The following is a 17,029-nucleotide window of genomic DNA, read 5'->3' on the forward strand; positions in this document are numbered from 1 at the left end:
GAGCTCCTGTGCACCGCAGACTCATCGCCCCGGGCGCGCTCGCGGCCTCTCTGCTGCTGGCGATCCCGGCATCGGCCGCCGACTTCACCCCCGGGGCGCCGGGAATCGGCGATCCCTACTACCCGGCGAGCGGCAACGGCGGATACGACGTCTCGCACTACGACCTGCGGCTGAAGTACCAGCCGAAGACCGACCTGCTCGAAGGCACGGCGACCATCAACGCCACCACGACGCAGGACCTCTCCCGCTTCAACCTCGACCTCGGCCTGAAGGTCAGCGAGGTGCGGGTGAACGGCAAGAAGGCGGCGTTCAAGAAGTCCGGCGAGCAGGAGCTGGAGATCACTCCGGTGGCCGGCCTGCCCAAGGGCACGCCGATCACCGTCGTCGTCCGCTACGCGGGCAAGCCGTCCGAGGTGAAGATCAACGGCTTCACCGCGTGGGCGCGCACGCCGGACGGCGGGGTCGCGGCGCAGGAGCCGGACTCGGCCGCCTGGTGGTTCCCGTCCAACGACCACCCGCTGGACAAGGCGACGTACGACATCTCTGTCTCCGTGCCGGACGGCTCGCAGGCGATCTCCAACGGCGTGCTCCAGTCGCAGAGTTCGCGCCTGGGCTGGACCCGCTTCAACTGGCGCTCCAACAAGCCGCAGGCCAGCTACCTGGCGACACTCGCCGTCGGCAAGTTCGACATCACCACCGACAAGACGGCGGACGGTCTGCCCGTCCTGAACGCCTACAGCAAGGACCTCGGCGACAACGCGGGCGCCGCGCGGGCCAGCATCGAGCGCTCGACCGAGGTCGCGGAGTGGCTGGAGACCGTCTTCGGCAAGTACCCGTTCAACGCCCTTGGCGGGTACGTCCCGAACGTGACGAGCGGCTTCGCCCTGGAGACGCAGACCCGGCCGTTCTACAGCCCTCGGCAGTTCGCCAACGGCGCCAATGTCTCCGTCGTGGTCCATGAGCTGGCCCACCAGTGGTACGGCGACAGCGTCTCGGTGGACGGCTGGAAGGACATCTGGATCAACGAGGGCTTCGCCCGGTACAGCCAGTGGCTGTGGTCGGAGAAGGAGGGCGAGGGGACGGCGCAGGAGCTCGCGGACTACGTGTACGCGCAGCACCCGGCCGACGACCCGTTCTGGAAGGTCAAGCCGGGCGACCCCGGCCCGGAGAACCAGTTCGACATCGCCGTGTACGACCGTGGGGCCCTGGCCCTGCAGGCGCTGCGCAACGAGGTCGGCGAGAAGTCCTTCTTCGCGATCCTGAAGGGGTGGCCGCAGGAGCACGCGTACGGCAACGCGAAGGTGGGTGACTTCGTCAAGTACGCGGAGAAGGTGTCCGGCAAGCCGCTCGCTGCGCTGTTCGATGCGTGGCTCTACCAGCCGTCCCGGCCGGATGCGCCTGCGGCGCGTGCCGCCGGGGTCTCGCCTGCCGCGGAAGGCTCGGCTGCGCCCAAGTCCTGGAAGGGGATCGCTGCCACGAACGGCGTTCACCAGCACCGGCACTGAGACTGAGCCGCCGCTTCGCGGCGGATCTTTCCCGCCCACCCACCCGGCTACCTGGGTGGGTGGGCGGTTCTGCGTATGTAGTAATCCCTCAGCCCTCGGCGGGGATGTCCAGAGCCGTCCCGTACAAACGGGCGACGCGGATCTGGATCACCACCCGCCGGTCGGGCAGCGGCTGCTCACCGGGAGCCGCCCCGTCGGCCGGGTCCACTATCTCCGCCTCGCCCTCCGCCACGGCGAACGACCAGACGTCCGGGCCGCTGACGTGCAGCGAGGTGTGCGGGTCGCGGCGCAGCTGGCGGACCTTGAGGCGGTCGGCGGTGGAGGAGATCCGCAGGACGCGTTCCTCGGCGTTCCAGTCGTAGAGGACGGTCGACAGGTGCGGGTGACCGGTTTTCCGGACGCTCGCGAGTACGCCGAACTGCTGGGCGCCCAGCAGCTTGGACAGCTCCTGGTCGGTGAGGACCCGGGGGGCCGGGCCGTCGTTCTGGGTGGTCTGGGCAGTGCTGCTCTGAGTGGTGGTCGTCTCGCTCATGGGGATCAGTCCTTCTTCGGTGGGAGTGTGCGTCAGACGGTCGCGGTGTGGGCCGCCGGAGTCGGCAGCTCGGCGGCGGGCTGCTGCCGCGAGGGGCGGCGCAGCAGTGTGAGGGCGACGGTGAAGGCGAGGACCAGGAGTCCCGCGCCCACCGCGAAGGCGAGGCGGTAGCCGCCGGTCAGGGCCTCGGCCGCCGACTGCCCCTGCGCGGCGAGGCTCTCGGTGCGGGAAGCGGCCAGCGTGGACAGGACCGCGACGCCCAGGGCCATGCCGAGCTGCTGGGTCGTGTTGAACACGCCGGACGCGAGACCGGCGTCCTCCTCGCTCGCACCGGACATGCCGAGGGCCGTCAGCGCGGGCAGCGCCAGGCCGAAGCCCGCGGCGAGCAGCATGACCGGCAGGAGGTCGACGGCGTAACTGGCCTGTACGGGCAGGCGGGTGAGCAGGCCGAGGACGCCGACGAGGAGCACGATGCCCGCGAGGAGGACGTTGCGCTCGCCGAAACGGGCGATCAGTCGTGCGGCGACTCCCAGGGAGACGGCGCCGATGACGGCGGCCGCCGGGAGCATCGCGAGGCCGGTCTCGGCGGCTCCGTATCCGCGCACGTTCTGGAGGTAGAGGGCGACGAGGATCTGGAAGGAGAAGAGCGCGGCGACCATCAGGATCTGGACCAGGTTGGCGCCGAGGACGCTGCGCGAGCGGAAGATCCGCAGTGGCATCAGCGGGTTCTTCGCGGTCGCCTGCCGGACCAGGAACGCGGCGAGCAGTAGGGCGGCGAGGGCGCCGACGCCGAGGGTGTGCGCCGAAGTCCAGCCGTGCGTCTCGACCTTGACGACGGTGTAGATGCCGAGCATCAGGCCCGCGGTGACCAGCACGGCACCGACGACGTCCGCGCCCGCCTTCAGGCCGAGTCCGCGGTCGCCCGGCAGGACGCGCACGGCGACCGCGAGGGCGGCGAGCCCGATCGGCAGGTTGATGAAGAAGATCCAGTGCCAGTTCAGTACGTCGGTGAGTACGCCGCCGAGCACCTGCCCGATGGACGCTCCCGCCGCTCCGGTGAAGCTGAAGACGGCGATGGCCTTGGCGCGCTCCCTGGGCTCGGTGAACAGCGTGACGAGGATGCCGAGGCTCACGGCGGAGGCCATCGCGCTGCCGACGCCCTGGAGGAAGCGGGCGGCGATCAGTACGGCGGGCGAGGTCGCCGCTCCGGCGAGGAGCGAGGCGGCGGTGAAGGCGGCGGTGCCCGCAAGGAACATGCGCCTGCGGCCGATCAGGTCGCCGAGCCGTCCCGCGAGCAGGAGCAGGCTGCCGAAGGCGATGAGGTAGGCGTTGACGACCCAGCTGAGGCCGGCGGGCGTGAAGCCCAGATCGTTCTGGATGGCCGGCATCGCCACAGTGACGATCGAACCGTCGAGGACGGTCATCAGCATCCCGGTGGCGATGACACCGAGGGCGAGCCAGCGGGAGCGCGGGGCGCCGGGGGAAGCGTCGGATGTGGGCGATGGCGCGGACTCGGATGCGGCAAGCATGCGGTCTCTCCTGTCAGTTGGGGCGACAGGAGAGACCGTAGCAGATGGTTTTGTTGCAGACTATTTTTTTCGGTCCTACTTTTGATCCCGTATGCGGGGCCTACCTGGACTGACGTGCCCGGCGGGCCGTGCGCGGGGCCTCCACAGGGGTCGCGAGACCGTCGTCGACCAGGCGGTTCAAGGCGCACAAGAGGGCCTTCCTGTCCCCCTCGGGAAGCCCGGACAGGGCGTCGCGGTGCACGCCGTCGACGATCTTCTGGCTCTTCTTGGCGACGCGGGCGCCCTCGTCGGTGACGGCGATGACCCGTGCCCGCCGGTCCGTGCTGGAGGGGCGGCGCTCGGCGAGGCCCGCCTTCTCCAGGGCGTCCACCGTCACCACCATCGTGGTCTTGTCCATGTCGCCGATCTCGGCGAGCTGGATCTGGGTGCGCTCCTCCTCCAGGGCATGGACGAGCACACAGTGCATGCGGGCGGTCAGGCCGATCTCGGCGAGAGCGGCGGACATCTGGCTCCGCAGGACGTGACTGGTGTGGTCGAGGAGGAACGACAGGTCCGGTTCGGTACGAGCGGGCGTCATGGCGGTCATGTCACCAGCGTAGAACACATCGTTCCGACGCGGATTATCCAGAAGAGACTCAAGCCGTGCGGCTTCGGGCGGCGGTGCTAGCCGCCGAACCGCAGGACGCGCGGGGCGAACGTGCCCTCGGGACCGGCGGCGCGCCCGACCGACCACACCGACTCCGTGCCCGGCACCGGCGCGAGCCGCAGCGTCTGGGAGTCGCCCTCCCCCGCCACCGCCGGTTCGCTGTGCTCGGCGAACGACTGCCCGTTCCAGGCAAGGAAGTCGGGGCCCGGAACCAGGGGCGGATTGCTGCCCTGCGGGGCCCACTTCAACGAGTTGGCCACCGAGACCCAGCCGAGGCCCCCGGACGCGTCCGGGGCCAGCGAGCTGACCGAGCCGAAGTCGGCGGGCACGCCCACCCGGTTCCACTGCTGCCCGTCGAAGCGGACCAGCAGGGGCGGAATCGGCTTTCCCGGCGGGCCGCCGACGAACCCGGCCGTGCCGCCCGCCCACACCTCCGTCGGCGAGACCGCGAGGACGCTGCCCACGGCCGACCGGGGGAATCCGTTGACGATCGTCTGCCGCCACTCCTGCCCGTCCCAGTGCGACACGGCCGCCCCCGCCTCGGTGGCGCCCGCGGCCCAGACGTCGTCGCCCGCCAGGATGTGCAGCCCGTACACGGAACCCGGCGGCACCGGTACGTCCTTCCAGCCGCGTCCGTTCCAGCGCAGCAGCACCTGGGCGCCGTCCCGCGATCCGATCAGCCAGGTCTCGCCGCCGCCCGCGACGGCCTTGGTCGGCAGGACGCCGCGCGGCGGCCGGCTCTCGGACCAGTCGGTGCCGTTGAAACGGAGCAGGCGTGCGCCGCCCGCCGCGTCCCGGCCGACCGCCCACACCGCGGTCGGCGATGTCGCGGCGACGGACAGCAGCTCCCCCTGCCAGCCGACCTTGGACAGGCTCTGGCGCTGCCACGCGGTGCCGTCCCAGCGCAGCACCAGCGGGAAGCCCGGCGCCTCGCGGCCGACGGCGTCGGCGCCCACCGCCCACGCCCGGTCGGGGCCGAACGCCACGGCCTCGTTGAGAGCGGCCTGCGGGCGCACCTGCGCCGGGACCGGGACGTGCTCCCAGGACGGGGTGTCCGCGGCGGCCGGGCTCATGACGGTGATGACGCTCAGGGCGGCGGCGAGGGCCGCGACGAGGAATCCGCGTGCCGTACGAGGTCCGCGTGCCATGGTCAGCCTCCCAGCCGCTCGCTCATCAGGTTCGGCTTCGAGCCGTAGATCTCGACGGTCCCGAAGGACAGCAGCGCGGACCCGGCCCGCGTCAGCGCACGCGGTTTCACGTCGATCGCGTCCTCGCGCTCCGGGCCGTAGGAGAAGGTGGTGCGGGTGCCGTCCACCCGCGCGTACTTCGACTGGAACGCCCGGTCGCTGCGCACCGGCAGCCACAGCGCGCCGTCCGTGCCGCGCACCAGGTCCTCGATGTAGGTGTCGCCCAGCGGCGGGTGACTGGTGCGCCAGGCACGCCCGTTGAAGGTCATCAGGTACGTGCGCGCCACGCCGTCGGTGTACTGGCTGCCGCCGAGCGCGACCCGGCCCGACGGTTCGAGCAGGATCGTGTGGACGTTGCTGTTCGGGGGCAGCGGCACCTCCGCGTCCCGCCACCGCGTGCCGTCCCAGCGCAGGACGGTCCGCTCGCCGGTCCTGGTGCTCGCCTCGGCCCAGGCGTCGTCGGCGGTGCGCGCGGTGATCCCCATCAGGTACAGCACGTCGTCCGGGGTGGACTGGGTGGTCCAGCGCGAACCGTCGTAGTGCAGCACCTTCAGTCCGGTGTCGTCCTCGCCGACCACCCACGCCGCGCCGGGCACCGCGGCGAAGTCCTGGTACGTCCACAGCGTCTGCGGCAGCGGGACGGTGCTCCACCCCGCCGCCGACCTGCGCAGGATCTCGCCCTCCCCCGCGCGGTTGTGGAAGATCCACACCTCGTCGCCGACGAACTGCACCTTGCCGAGCCAGCCCTGCTCACCGGCGCCGGGGAAGGTCGTGTCCCGGCTCCACGCCGTGCCGTCCCAGCGGTACAGCAGCGGCCGCAGTCCGTCGGCGGCCTGCTCGTACCCGGTCGCCCATGCCTCGCCGGGACCGCGGGCGGCGAGGTCCTTCACGGTCACCGGCGGCTTTGCCGCCGGAACCGGCAGCGCCGACCAGCCCGGCGTCGCGCCCCGCGGCACGGCCGCGGCCGGCGCAACCACCGAAGTGCACACGATCACAAGGCAGATGAAGACAGCACGGAGACCGTTCACTGGACCCCCCAGAACGTGAAGGCCGCTCAGCTTATGGGCGTTCACCCCCCGTGAACAGACGTCACACAGCCGTTCTCGCGTCGCCGGAGTCCGTCCGCCACCTCTGGACGGCGTGGCCTACCGGCGCCGCGCCCGCGCCCTGCGCGCCATCGGCAGATACCGCAGCCGTTCCGGCAGCAACGGAACCACCGTGCGGACCACGCGGCCGAAGCGGCGCAGCCTCCGTTCCTGGGCGGCGCTCCACGGCAGGCCCATGGCCTGTCGCGCGTCCGGCGGCATCAGGCCGATCGTCAGGAAGCGGCGGAAGCGGGCCAGGGGCGGCAGGAGGACCGGCCACAGGACGCGGAGGGCCAGGCGCAGTGCGCGCGGGCCGCGGTCGGGCGGCGGCAGCGGGACGTCGACGGCGACCAGCTCCGCGGCGACCGCCGTCAGCTCCAGCTCATCGGCGAGGACCTTCTCGTAGTACGGCCAGAACTCCTCCGGCGTCTGCGGCATGTCCCGGTCGTGGATGCCGAGGATCCGCCCGACCTGGAGCCACTCCGCGTACAGGCGGCGTTCCTGTGCCGGGGTGAAGGGGCGGCCGAGGTAGAGCTGCGCGTGCCGGTAGACGGGGAACCCGGTGGCGTGCACCCAGGCGTAGTAGGCGGGCGTCAGCGCGTGGTAGCGGCGGCCGTGGGCGTCCGAACCCTGGATGACCTTGTGCAGTTCCCGCAGTCTGCGGCCCTCCTCGGCCGCCGCCGGGCCGCCGTACACCCAGGTCTGTAGCGAGCGCAGCGAGCGCTCGCCGCGGCCCCAGGGGTCGGTGCGGAACACCGAGTACGTGTCGACTCCGGCGCCCACCGCCGGGTGCGCGACCTGCATCGTGAGCGCCGCGGGCAGGGCGAGCAGGGCGCGGACGTCCCCGGCGATGTCCCAGAGGATGCCGCCGGGCGGTGGCGGTTCGGGGGCGGGGTGGTGCGGCGTCACGGCTCCAGTATGCGACGGCCGCGACGCCGTCCGCTCAGCGTGCCGTCGCGTACGCCTCCAGGATGAGGTCGGTGACCGCGTCCGGTTCGCGCAGGGTCGGGAAGTGGTCGCTGTGTTGCAGCCGGACCAGTCGGCAGCCGGGGATGCGGGTCGCCATCTCCTCGTTGCAGCGGACCACCGAGGGCTGGTCGCGCTCCCCCAGTGCCAGGACGCAGGGGACGTCGAGCTCGCCGAGCCGTTCGAAGGCGGGCGGGTCGGGCACGTTGTGCGGCTGGTTGGCGAACCATGCCGGGAGCACCGCGAGGAGGTGCGAGCGCGCCTCGGCGTCGTATCCCGTGCCGGCCGCCGCCGAGTTGCGCATCAGGAGGGCGACGAGGCCTTCCATGTCGCCCGCCTCCGCGAGCCGGACGAACTCGGCCATGAACTCGTCCGAGAGCATGTCGTTGCGGCCGGTGATGCCGGGCACGAGGAGGGCCAGGCCGGCGACGCGCGCGGGGTCGTCGAGGGCGAGGCTGATGGCCGTGGCACCGCCCATGCTGGATCCCGCCAGGACCGCGCGGGTGACCTGGAAGTGGTCGAGCACCGCTGCGAGGTCCGCGACCAGCGAGTACGAGACGGTGGGCGCGGGAGACTTGCCGTAGCCGCGCGCGTCGTAGCGGATGACGCGGTGCCGTTCGGTGAGGCGGGGCAGTATCCCGTCCCAGATGCGGGAGTCCGCGACGCCCGGGTGCAGCAGGATCAGCGGCAATTCGTTGCCACCGCTGTCTTCTGCCCAGACGTGGCCGCCCTTGACTGACACCATTTGTCCCATGGGGTGAGCTTCCCGTGGGGGCGGGGTTGCCGCCAGGCGGAAGTCGGTCGATCTGTTGTGCGGTCCGCCTAGCGACCCGTGACCGTCTGCGCCGGAATCGGTTCCCCCACGATCCTGCTCGCCAGTGCCGATGCCAGTTCGGAGACCTGACCTCGCAGTTCGGCCTCTGCCGATGCTCGCTCCGCCTCGATCCTGGACTGGCCCGATGCCACCAGTTCGTCGCGCTCGCGTATGGCGTCCGCGCGGGCGGCCTCTATCAGGACGGCGCCTTCCTCGCGGGCCTGCTGGCGGACCTGGGCCGCGTCGCGGCGGGCCTCGGCGAGCAGCCTTTCGCACGATTCGCGGACCTGATCGGCCTCGCGTCGCAGCTCCGCCGCGGCGCCGCCCGTCACACCGTCGAGGATCTCGGCCCGCGTTTCGAGCACGAGGTCGATGCGCGGCAGGATGCGCCGGACCACGAAGAAGACGGAGCCGAAGAGCACTGCCGCGGCAACGAGGTGTTGGGGGTCGGGCTTGAGTGGCCCCAGGTTCATCGCGATGAGCTGCATGCCCACCCCCTACCCGCTCATCCGTGCACAACAACGCGCATCTGCAAGGGAGTTGAGTGAGCCCCGTCACGCCTCTCTGGTGCGCGGGAGCGGCCTCAGCCCCCCTCAGTCCCCGAAGTCGTACACCGTCACGGCGATCCCACGGGCCGAGAGCCGCTCGGATATCAGCGGTTCGACGCGGGACCACTTGCCGCCCGCGAGGCCGCAGCCGATGCGCGGCATGTGCACGGAGGCGTCGAGTTCGGCCGCCTTGTCGGCGAGGGCTGCGAGCGCCGTGTCGATCGCCTCGTACCGCACGGGCGCGCCCTTGCTGCCCGTGCGCATGCCGTGCTGGCCGATCATGTTGGCGACCCAGAGGCGGGGGTCGACCTGGACGAACTGGACGGCGCCGAGACCGAAGTCGTTCTTGGCGCGCTCCCGGTGCCACCGGCGGTACGCCTTCTCCGGCTCCGGCCAGCGGCGTGAGATCGCGACGACGAAGCCCTTGCCCCAGCCCCCGAGGTCGTTGCAGACATGGGCGATCAGCTTGACGCCCTTGCCGAACGGAACGGTGGCGTCACCCCGGACATACGTGATCTCCGACATGACGCCACCGTAGACGCTGCCACTGACAGTGGCTGTTGAGTTGTTCCTCGGCCGGAGTTCCCCGGCCGGAGTTCCCCGGCCGGTGCTCCCCGCGAGTTGTTACTCGGAGGCCTTCATCAGGGTCTCCGCCTCGCGGTCCACCCTGCGGCGGATCGCGTACCAGCCGGCGACCAGCGCCGCCCCGATGATCGGGATCAGGTAGAGCGTCTTGCGGCCGACCTCCGGGTCCTTCCACATCAGGGCGAGCACGGAGAGCAGGAAGACGATCGTGACGATCTCCGTGACCGGGCTGCCCGGCAGGCGGAAGGCGGGCCGGGAGAGCAGGCCCTCCTTGGCGCGGCGGACGAACGCCAGGTGACAGACCATGATGATCACCCAGGTGGAGATGATGCCCAGGGACGCCACGTTCAGGACGATCTCGAAGGCCTGGCTCGGCATCAGGAAGTTCAGGCCGACGCCGAGCACGCACACCGCGGAGGTGAGCAGGATGCCGCCGTAGGGCACCTGGCTCTTGTTCATCTTCGCGGTGAACTTCGGCGCCGAACCCGCCATCGCCATGGAGCGCAGGATGCGGCCCGTGGAGTACAGGCCCGAGTTCAGCGACGACATCGCGGCGGTGAGGACCACCAGGTTCATCACGTCACCGGCGGCCGGGACGCCGATCTTGGAGAGGACCGTCACGAACGGGCTCTGGTCCGCCGAGTACACCGAACCGGGCAGCAGCAGGGCGAGCAGGATCACCGAGCCGACGTAGAAGAGGCCCACGCGCCACATGATCGAGTTCACCGCGCGCGGGACGACCTTGTGCGGCTCGGCGGTCTCGCCCGCCGCGACGCCGACCAGCTCCAGCGAGGCGTACGCGAAGACGACGCCCTGCATCACGATCACGACGGGCATGATGCCGTGCGGCAGGAAGCCGCCGTTGTCGGTGATCACGCTGAGACCGGGGGTCTGGCCGCCGACGTCGTGCTGGGTGACCAGCAGGAAGATGCCGATCAGCATGAAGGCGACGAGAGCCGCGACCTTGACGATCGCGAACCAGAACTCCATCTCGCCGAAGATCTTCACCGAGATCAGGTTGATCACGAGGACCACGGCGAGCGCGATCAGTGCGAGCACCCACTGCGGGATGTCGGTGAAGAAGCTCCAGTAGTGCGTGTAGAGCGCGATGGCGGTGATGTCGGCGATGCCGGTGGTCGACCAGTTCAGGAAGTACATCCAGCCGGCGACGTAGGCACCCTTCTCGCCGAGGAACTCACGCGCGTAGGAGACGAACGAACCGGAGGACGGCCGGTAGACGACCAGCTCGCCGAGGGCGCGTACGACGAAGAAGGCGAAGATGCCGCAGACGAGGTACGCGACGGCGAGCGCGGGGCCCGCCGAGTGCAGGCGACCGCCCGCTCCGAGGAAGAGTCCGGTGCCGATCGCGCCACCGATGGCGATCATGTTGACGTGGCGGGCCTTGAGGTCCTTGCTGTAACCGGCGTCGCCCGCATCCGCGGGGGCCTGCGACGCATCTGTGCGGGATGCGTCCAGGGCGGCCGAATCTACGGCTTCCTTGCTCACGTGGGGGATCTACTCTCTGGTGCCCGGAAGAGCTCCGGGGTCCGGATGTGCTCCGGTCCACGACACCCCTGAAGTGCGTGGACCGACGCGACACCTTCCCCCAGAGATCCCCTGACATGCGGTGGCGCACATCACATAGCGGCACTTCTCACATGGTGGGCAGGGGGTGTACAGCCGATGACAATTGGGTGTACAGACCACGCGGTGAGTCGGTCAGTCGGCGTACATCCCGTCGATCACGGTCGCGTACTTCTGCCGGATCACCCGGCGGCGCAGCTTCAGGGACGGTGTCAGCTCGCCGGTCTCGGGGCCCCACTCCCCCGCGAGGATCTCGTAGCGCTTGACCTGTTCGGTGCGGTTGAGCCGTGCGTTGGCGGCTTCGACGGCCCGCGCTATCTCCTCGCGCACGGCCTTGCTCCGTGCCGGGTCCTCGGTGATCCCGCGCGCGGCGGTCCAGGCGGGGGCCAGCTCCGGGTCGAGGACGAGCAGCGCCACGAGGTAGGAGCGGCCGTCTCCGTGGACCAGGGCCTGGCCGATGAGGGGGTGTTCCTTGAGGGTGTTCTCGACGAGCGCGGGCGACACGTTCTTGCCCGTCGAGGTCACGATCATTTCCTTCTTGCGGTCGGTGAGCCAGAGGTAGCCGTCCTCGTCGATCCGCCCGATGTCGCCGGTGGCGAACCAGCCGTCCTGGTCGCAGGCCGGCTCGACGCCGCCGTCGGGCAGGAGATAGCCGTCGAAGACCGTGCCGCCGCGCGTGAGGATCTCGCCGTCTTCCGCCACCCGGATCTCCAGGCCCTCCAGGGGCCTGCCGACCGAGCCGAGCCGGAAGGCGGAGGGGGTGTTGATGGTGACGACGCCGGTCGTCTCCGTGAGACCCCAGGCGTCCATGATCACGATGCCGAAGCCCGCCCAGAAGCGCACGACGTCCTGCGGCATCGGCGCCGACGCGCTCGCCGTCCACACCAGGCGGTCGAAGCCGGCCAGCGACAGCAGCGGGTCGAGGACCTTCTCCTTCGCCTCCTGGTACGCCGCCGCCAGCTCGGCCGGCGGTTCCTCGCCCCGTTCCACGTACGCGACACGCGCGCGTGCCGTCTCGTTCGCCGCCTCGATGGCCGCCCGCTGCTCCTCGGGGAGGCCCGCCAGCGCCGCCCGTACGGACGCGGCGAGCTTCTCCCACACGCGCGGGACGCCGAAGAACTGCGCGGGATGCAGCTCCCGCGCGGTCGCGGCGACGGCGGCGGGGTCCGCGCACAGATAGACGTGGCCCGCGCGGAACACCGCCAGGTAGATGCCGAGCATCCGTTCCGCGATGTGCGCGAAGGGGAGGTAGCAGATGTGCTCCACATGGTCGGGCAGCTCGACCACGGAGTCGAGGCCCACGCTGTCCAGGAGCACATTGCGGTGCGTGATGCGGACGCCCTTGGGGTCGCCGGTGGTGCCGGAGGTGTAGACGACGGTGAGCGGGTCGGCGGAGCGGGACTCGCGCCAGCCCTTCTCGAAGGCGTCCGGGTTGTAGAGGCGTCCCCCGGTGGCGTGCAGCGAGCCGTAGGTGCGGTGCGGGCCCGCCTCGGCCGGCTCGACGACGACAAGTCGCTCCAGCGGGGCCGCGGCGTCGTCCAGGAGCGGCTCCCAGCGCGCCAGTTCGCGCGCTCCCTCGACGATCGCGAACCGGGCGCGGCTGTGCCGGGCGATGTGGGCTATCTGCTCGGGCGCCGAGGTGCCGTACACGGTGACGGGGACCGCGCCGAGGTGCACGAGCGCCAGGTCGCTCAGCCAGTGCTCGGGGCGGTTGCCCATCATCATCAGGACGTGTTCGCCGCGCCGGACGCCGAGCGCCGCGTATCCGGCGGCTAGTACGGCGACCCTGCGGCGCGCCTCCCGCCAGGTCAGCGTGGACCACTCGCCATCGGGAGAGGTGCGCCAGGAGAGTGCGGGGAGGTCGCCGTGGTCCTCGGCGTTGCGGAGCAGCAGGGCGGGGAGGGTGATGTCGGCGGGGTCCCCGGGGAGTCGCAGGATCGTGGTCATGACCGCCTCCTGGCGTCATCGACGAAGCAAGTGACTGGCCGGGACGCTTTCACAACAGTGGTGAGACAGCAATACTGTTGCACCGGATCGGTGCACAGCGGCCGGAGCACCACAACCGGAGCACCACGACCGGCCGGGCGTCCGGTGCGTGACAAGGGAGGCGATGCGGGGCCATGACGATGACGACGCCGTCGGACACCGGCGAGCCGGTGCTCACGGTCGACGAACTGGCCGCGCGCGCGGGCGTCACCGTCCGCACGATCCGCTTCTACGGCACCAAGGGCCTGCTGCCGCCGCCGGTGATCGGGCCCCGCCGGGTGGGCCACTACGGCCCTGAGCATCTCTCCCGGCTCGCGCTCATCGAGGAGTTGCAGCACCAGGGCATGACGCTGGCCGCGATCGAGCGGTATCTGGAGCAGCTGCCGCCCGATCTGAGCGCCCACGATCTCGCCATCCACCGCGCGGTGGTGGCCTCCTGGGCCCCCGACTCCCCCGAGGACGTCGACCGCGCGGAGCTGGAGCGCCGGGCGGGGCGTGCGCTGGGCGCCGAGGACCTGGACCGGCTCGCGGCGATGGGTGTCGTCGCGCGGACCGAGGCGTCGCAGCCCGGCGGAACCCCGCTGACGTACCGCGTCGATCCGGGGCTGCTGCGGCTCGGCGTGCAGCTGCTCGACGTACCCATCGCGCACGAGACGATCCTGGCGGCGCGCACGGTCCTGATGGAGCACACCCGCTCCGCGGCCCACGAGCTGTCCCGGCTCTTCCGTGACGAGGTGTGGGGGCCCTACCGCGAGCGGGAGTCGGACCCGGAGCACGTGGCGGCGATGCGGTCCCTGTCGGCCCATATGCAGCCGATGGTGGTGCAGGCCCTGGTGACCGCGTTCCAGCGCTCCCTCAAGGAGGAGCTGCGGGAGTGGCTCAAGGAGAGCTGAGCCGCTCCCGCGAACTCCCGGGCTACACCTTGACGTCGGCCGCCGTGGCGGTCGGCGTCTCGTCCTGTGCGGCCTGCAGCATCCGTGTCGCATAGACCTTGGAGAGGGCTTCCAGGTCCTTGCGGGCGGACGCCTGACCGGAGTTGTCCCGCAGGTCGAGGGTGGCGACGTAGTTGCCCTCGAAGATCACGATCGACCGCGAGGTCTTCTTCGCGGGCGTCGTGTACCCGTAGGTGATGCTCCCGTCGCCCTGCGGCTGCCCCGGCAGGACCTTGAGCTCGTGGTGGTTGTTCTCCACGTAGGCCTTCCAGGCGGTGAAGGCGCGCTCGGCGGCCCGCTCGTTCTTGTACACGATCAGGTCGTAACTGGCGCTCTCGGCATTGTCGTTGCCGCGGTAGCCGACCTGGCCGTTGGCGACGGCGCCCTTGCACTTGCCGCCCGGGTCCTTGCAGACGGACGGCGCCTTGGCCCGGCTGTACGGCTTGATGGACACGTCGTGCAGGGCGGCGGGCATCGTGTCGAGCGGCGGCAGGATCGCCTCGGCGTCCTGGGCGCCGGCCAGCGAACCGGCCCCCTTGCCGGCGGATCCGCCGCCCGTCGCACCGCCGACGGTGCGGCTGTGCGAGGAGCCCGAACCCGACTTGTGCTTCTTGTTCTTCTTCTTGCCCCCGCAGCCCGTCAGGGCCAGCGAGAGGACCAGCACTCCGACGCCGACTGCCCGCGTCGTTCCCCCAGTCGTCAACCGCACAGCGGTCATCCTCCGTTTGTCGTGATCATGATCTACGGCAGGATACGACGTGCGGGCGAGGCCCCGCGGTTCCGCCCCCGCACGGGCGGAACCGCAGGTGAAAGCGGGTCAGGAGTCGCTGAACCGCTCGCCCTTCGCCGCCTTCTCGACGAGCAGCGCGGGCGGCGTGAAGCGGTCTCCGTAGCGGTCGGCCAGCTCACGCGCGCGTGCCACGAATCCGGGCAGGCCACCTTCGTAGCCGTTGATGTACTGGAGGACACCACCGGTCCAGCCCGGGAAGCCGATACCGAAGATGGAGCCGATGTTGGCGTCCGCGACGGACGTCAGCACGCCCTCCTCGAGCAGGCGCACCGTGTCGAGCGCCTCGGAGAAGAGCATCCGCTCCTGCATGTCCTCGAACGGGATCTCCGTGCCCGGCTTGGTGAAGTGCTCGCGCAGGCCCGGCCAGAGGCCCGCGCGCTTGCCGTCCACGTACTCGTAGAAGCCCGCTCCCCCGCTGCGGCCGGGGCGCTCGAACTCGTCGACCATGCGGTCGATGACGGCGTCCGAGGGGTGCCCGGCCCAGGTGCCGCCGGCCTCCTCGACGGCGCGCTTCGTCTCGTTGCGGATCTTGCGCGGCAGGGTGAGGGTCAGCTCGTCCATCAGGGAGAGGACCTTCGCCGGGTAGCCGGCCTGCGCCGCGGCCTGTTCGACGGAGGCGGGCTCGATGCCCTCGCCGACCATCGCGACGCCCTCGTTGATGAAGTGCCCGATGACCCGCGAGGTGAAGAAACCGCGCGAGTCGTTGACCACGATCGGCGTCTTGTTGATCTGGCGTACGAGGTCGAAGGCGCGGGCGAGCGCCTCGTCCCCGGTCCGCTCGCCCTTGATGATCTCGACGAGCGGCATCTTGTCGACGGGCGAGAAGAAGTGCAGGCCGATGAAGTCGACGGGCCGCGTGACACCCTCGGCAAGCTGGGTGATCGGCAGCGTCGAGGTGTTGGAGCAGAGCAGCGCGTCCGGCTCGATGATGTCCTGGATCTCCTGGAACACCTTGTGCTTGAGCCCGGTGTCCTCGAAGACCGCCTCGATCACCGCGTCGCAGCCCGCGAGGTCCTGCGGGTCGGCGGTCGGCGTGATGCGGGCGAGCAGCGCGTCGGCCTTCTCCTGGGTCGTGCGTCCCCGCTGCACCGCCTTCGCGCACAGCTTCTCGGAGTAGGCCTTGCCCTTGGCTGCGGCCTCGGCGGAGACGTCCTTGAGGACGACCTCGATGCCGGCGCGGGCGCAGGAGTAGGCGATGCCCGCGCCCATCATCCCGGCGCCGAGCACGGCCGCCCTGCGGACCTGGCGGGGCTCGACGCCCCCCGGCCGGTTGGCGCCGGAGTTGACGGCCTGGAGGTCGAAGAAGAACGCCTGGATCATGTTCTTCGCGGTCTGCCCGGTGACCAGCTCGGTGAAGTACCGGGCCTCGATGGTCAGCGCGGTCTCGAAGTCGACCTGGGAGCCCTCGACGGCCGCGGCGAGGATGTTTCGCGGGGCCGGGTAGGGGGCGCCGCTGGTCTGCTTCTTGAGGTTGGCCGGGAAGGCGGGCAGGTTCGCCGCGAACTTCGGGTTGGCCGGGGTGCCGCCGGGGATGCGGTAGCCGGGCTTGTCCCAGGGCTGGGCCGACTCGGGGTTGGCGTCGATGAAGGCGCGGGCCTTCTCGATCATCTCCTCGCGCGTGGCGGCCACTTCGTGCACGAGACCGTTCTCCAGGGCGCGCTTCGGGTTGTACTGGGTGCCCTGGAGCAGCACCTTCAGGAGCGCGTCCGCGATGCCCATCAGGCGTACGGTGCGGGTCACGCCGCCGCCCGCGGGGAGCAGGCCGAGGGTGACCTCGGGCAGGCCGATCTTGGAGCCGGGGGCGTCGAGCGCGATGCGGTGGTGGCTGGCCAGGGCGATCTCGTAACCGCCGCCGAGGGCCGCGCCGTTGATCGCGGCGACGACCGGCTTGCCCAGGGTCTCGATGCGGCGCAGGGAGTTCTTGATGCCGATGCCGGTCTCGAAGACGGCGCGGGCGTCCTCGGGCCCGGCCTTCATCATGTCCTTCAGGTCGCCGCCCGCGAAGAAGGTCTTCTTCGCGGAGGTGTAGATGATGCCGCGGATGGAGTCCTTCTCGGCCTCCGCGCGGTCGGCGATGGCGGCGATGGAGTCCTTGAACGCCTGGTTCATGGTGTTCGCGGACTGGTTGGGGTCGTCGAGGACGAGGGTGACGACACCGGTGTCGTCCATCTCCCAGCGGATGGTGGTGCTCTGCGTCATGATGCGCTCCGTGAAGTCTGAGTGGGCCCGGGCGGGATCCGGGGAGGGTGGTGGCGTTCGGTTGCCGACTTGACGCCGGTGGGGGCTGGTCGCGCGGTTCCCCGCGCCCCTGAGGTGCGCACTGCGTGCGCCACCTCGGGC

At 70.8% G+C, this 17,029-nt stretch carries 15 protein-coding genes; 2 read left to right on the plus strand and 13 right to left on the minus strand.

The annotated features are described in order from the left end of the window. Positions 1 to 8: 8 nt before the first annotated feature. Positions 9 to 1,505: a M1 family metallopeptidase gene (locus ACIBKX_RS09475; protein ID WP_363271282.1), complete on the plus strand. Its 1,497-nt coding sequence runs from the start codon at positions 9 to 11 to the stop codon at positions 1,503 to 1,505. A gap of 88 nt (positions 1,506 to 1,593) precedes the next feature. Here ACIBKX_RS09475 and ACIBKX_RS09480 read toward each other — a convergent pair whose 3' ends face one another. From ACIBKX_RS09480 to ACIBKX_RS09530, 11 genes are all read right to left on the minus strand, one after another. Beyond that, positions 1,594 to 2,037, minus strand: coding sequence for a pyridoxamine 5'-phosphate oxidase family protein (locus ACIBKX_RS09480; protein WP_363271283.1), 444 nt, complete (start codon positions 2,035 to 2,037; stop codon positions 1,594 to 1,596). 32 nt (positions 2,038 to 2,069) lie between these two features. Next, entirely contained in the window at positions 2,070 to 3,566 is a 1,497-nt protein-coding gene (locus ACIBKX_RS09485) for an MFS transporter (protein WP_363271284.1), read from the minus strand. Positions 3,567 to 3,666: 100 nt separating this feature from the next. Continuing rightward, positions 3,667 to 4,152 (minus strand): MarR family winged helix-turn-helix transcriptional regulator, encoded by a 486-nt coding sequence (locus ACIBKX_RS09490; RefSeq protein WP_363271285.1) that lies wholly within the window; start codon positions 4,150 to 4,152, stop codon positions 3,667 to 3,669. 77 nt (positions 4,153 to 4,229) lie between these two features. After that, complete coding sequence (locus ACIBKX_RS09495; protein ID WP_363271286.1) at positions 4,230 to 5,360, minus strand: hypothetical protein; 1,131 nt, start codon at positions 5,358 to 5,360, stop codon at positions 4,230 to 4,232. Positions 5,361 to 5,362: 2 nt separating this feature from the next. Further along, entirely contained in the window at positions 5,363 to 6,427 is a 1,065-nt protein-coding gene (locus ACIBKX_RS09500) for a hypothetical protein (RefSeq protein ID WP_363271287.1), read from the minus strand. Between the two features lie 117 nt (positions 6,428 to 6,544). Next, positions 6,545 to 7,393: an oxygenase MpaB family protein gene (locus ACIBKX_RS09505; RefSeq protein ID WP_363271288.1), complete on the minus strand. Its 849-nt coding sequence runs from the start codon at positions 7,391 to 7,393 to the stop codon at positions 6,545 to 6,547. Between the two features lie 34 nt (positions 7,394 to 7,427). After that, on the minus strand, positions 7,428 to 8,195 hold the full coding sequence (locus tag ACIBKX_RS09510; protein WP_363271289.1) for an alpha/beta hydrolase: 768 nt from the start codon (positions 8,193 to 8,195) through the stop codon (positions 7,428 to 7,430). Positions 8,196 to 8,272: 77 nt separating this feature from the next. Beyond that, a complete protein-coding gene (locus ACIBKX_RS09515) occupies positions 8,273 to 8,752 on the minus strand; it encodes a hypothetical protein (RefSeq protein ID WP_363271290.1) in 480 nt (159 codons plus the stop codon). Positions 8,753 to 8,857: 105 nt separating this feature from the next. Then, positions 8,858 to 9,337 carry a macro domain-containing protein gene (locus ACIBKX_RS09520; RefSeq protein WP_363271291.1) on the minus strand — a complete coding sequence of 160 codons (480 nt, stop codon included), beginning with the start codon at positions 9,335 to 9,337 and terminating at the stop codon, positions 8,858 to 8,860. Between the two features lie 99 nt (positions 9,338 to 9,436). After that, positions 9,437 to 10,903, minus strand: a complete 1,467-nt coding sequence (locus ACIBKX_RS09525; protein ID WP_363271292.1) for an amino acid permease — start codon at positions 10,901 to 10,903, stop codon at positions 9,437 to 9,439. 213 nt (positions 10,904 to 11,116) lie between these two features. Further along, complete coding sequence (locus tag ACIBKX_RS09530) at positions 11,117 to 12,928, minus strand: AMP-dependent synthetase/ligase (protein ID WP_363271293.1); 1,812 nt, start codon at positions 12,926 to 12,928, stop codon at positions 11,117 to 11,119. Between the two features lie 179 nt (positions 12,929 to 13,107). Between ACIBKX_RS09530 and ACIBKX_RS09535 the strand changes: the two genes are divergently transcribed. After that, positions 13,108 to 13,860, plus strand: a complete 753-nt coding sequence (locus ACIBKX_RS09535) for a MerR family transcriptional regulator (RefSeq protein ID WP_363271460.1) — start codon at positions 13,108 to 13,110, stop codon at positions 13,858 to 13,860. Positions 13,861 to 13,882: 22 nt separating this feature from the next. Here ACIBKX_RS09535 and ACIBKX_RS09540 read toward each other — a convergent pair whose 3' ends face one another. Then, a complete protein-coding gene (locus tag ACIBKX_RS09540; protein ID WP_363271294.1) occupies positions 13,883 to 14,617 on the minus strand; it encodes a hypothetical protein in 735 nt (244 codons plus the stop codon). 99 nt (positions 14,618 to 14,716) lie between these two features. Continuing rightward, a complete protein-coding gene (locus ACIBKX_RS09545) occupies positions 14,717 to 16,888 on the minus strand; it encodes a 3-hydroxyacyl-CoA dehydrogenase NAD-binding domain-containing protein (protein ID WP_363271295.1) in 2,172 nt (723 codons plus the stop codon). Positions 16,889 to 17,029: the final 141 nt, after the last annotated feature.

This window comes from Streptomyces sp. NPDC050658, from assembly GCF_044457025.1.
GTDB lineage: Bacteria > Actinomycetota > Actinomycetes > Streptomycetales > Streptomycetaceae > Streptomyces.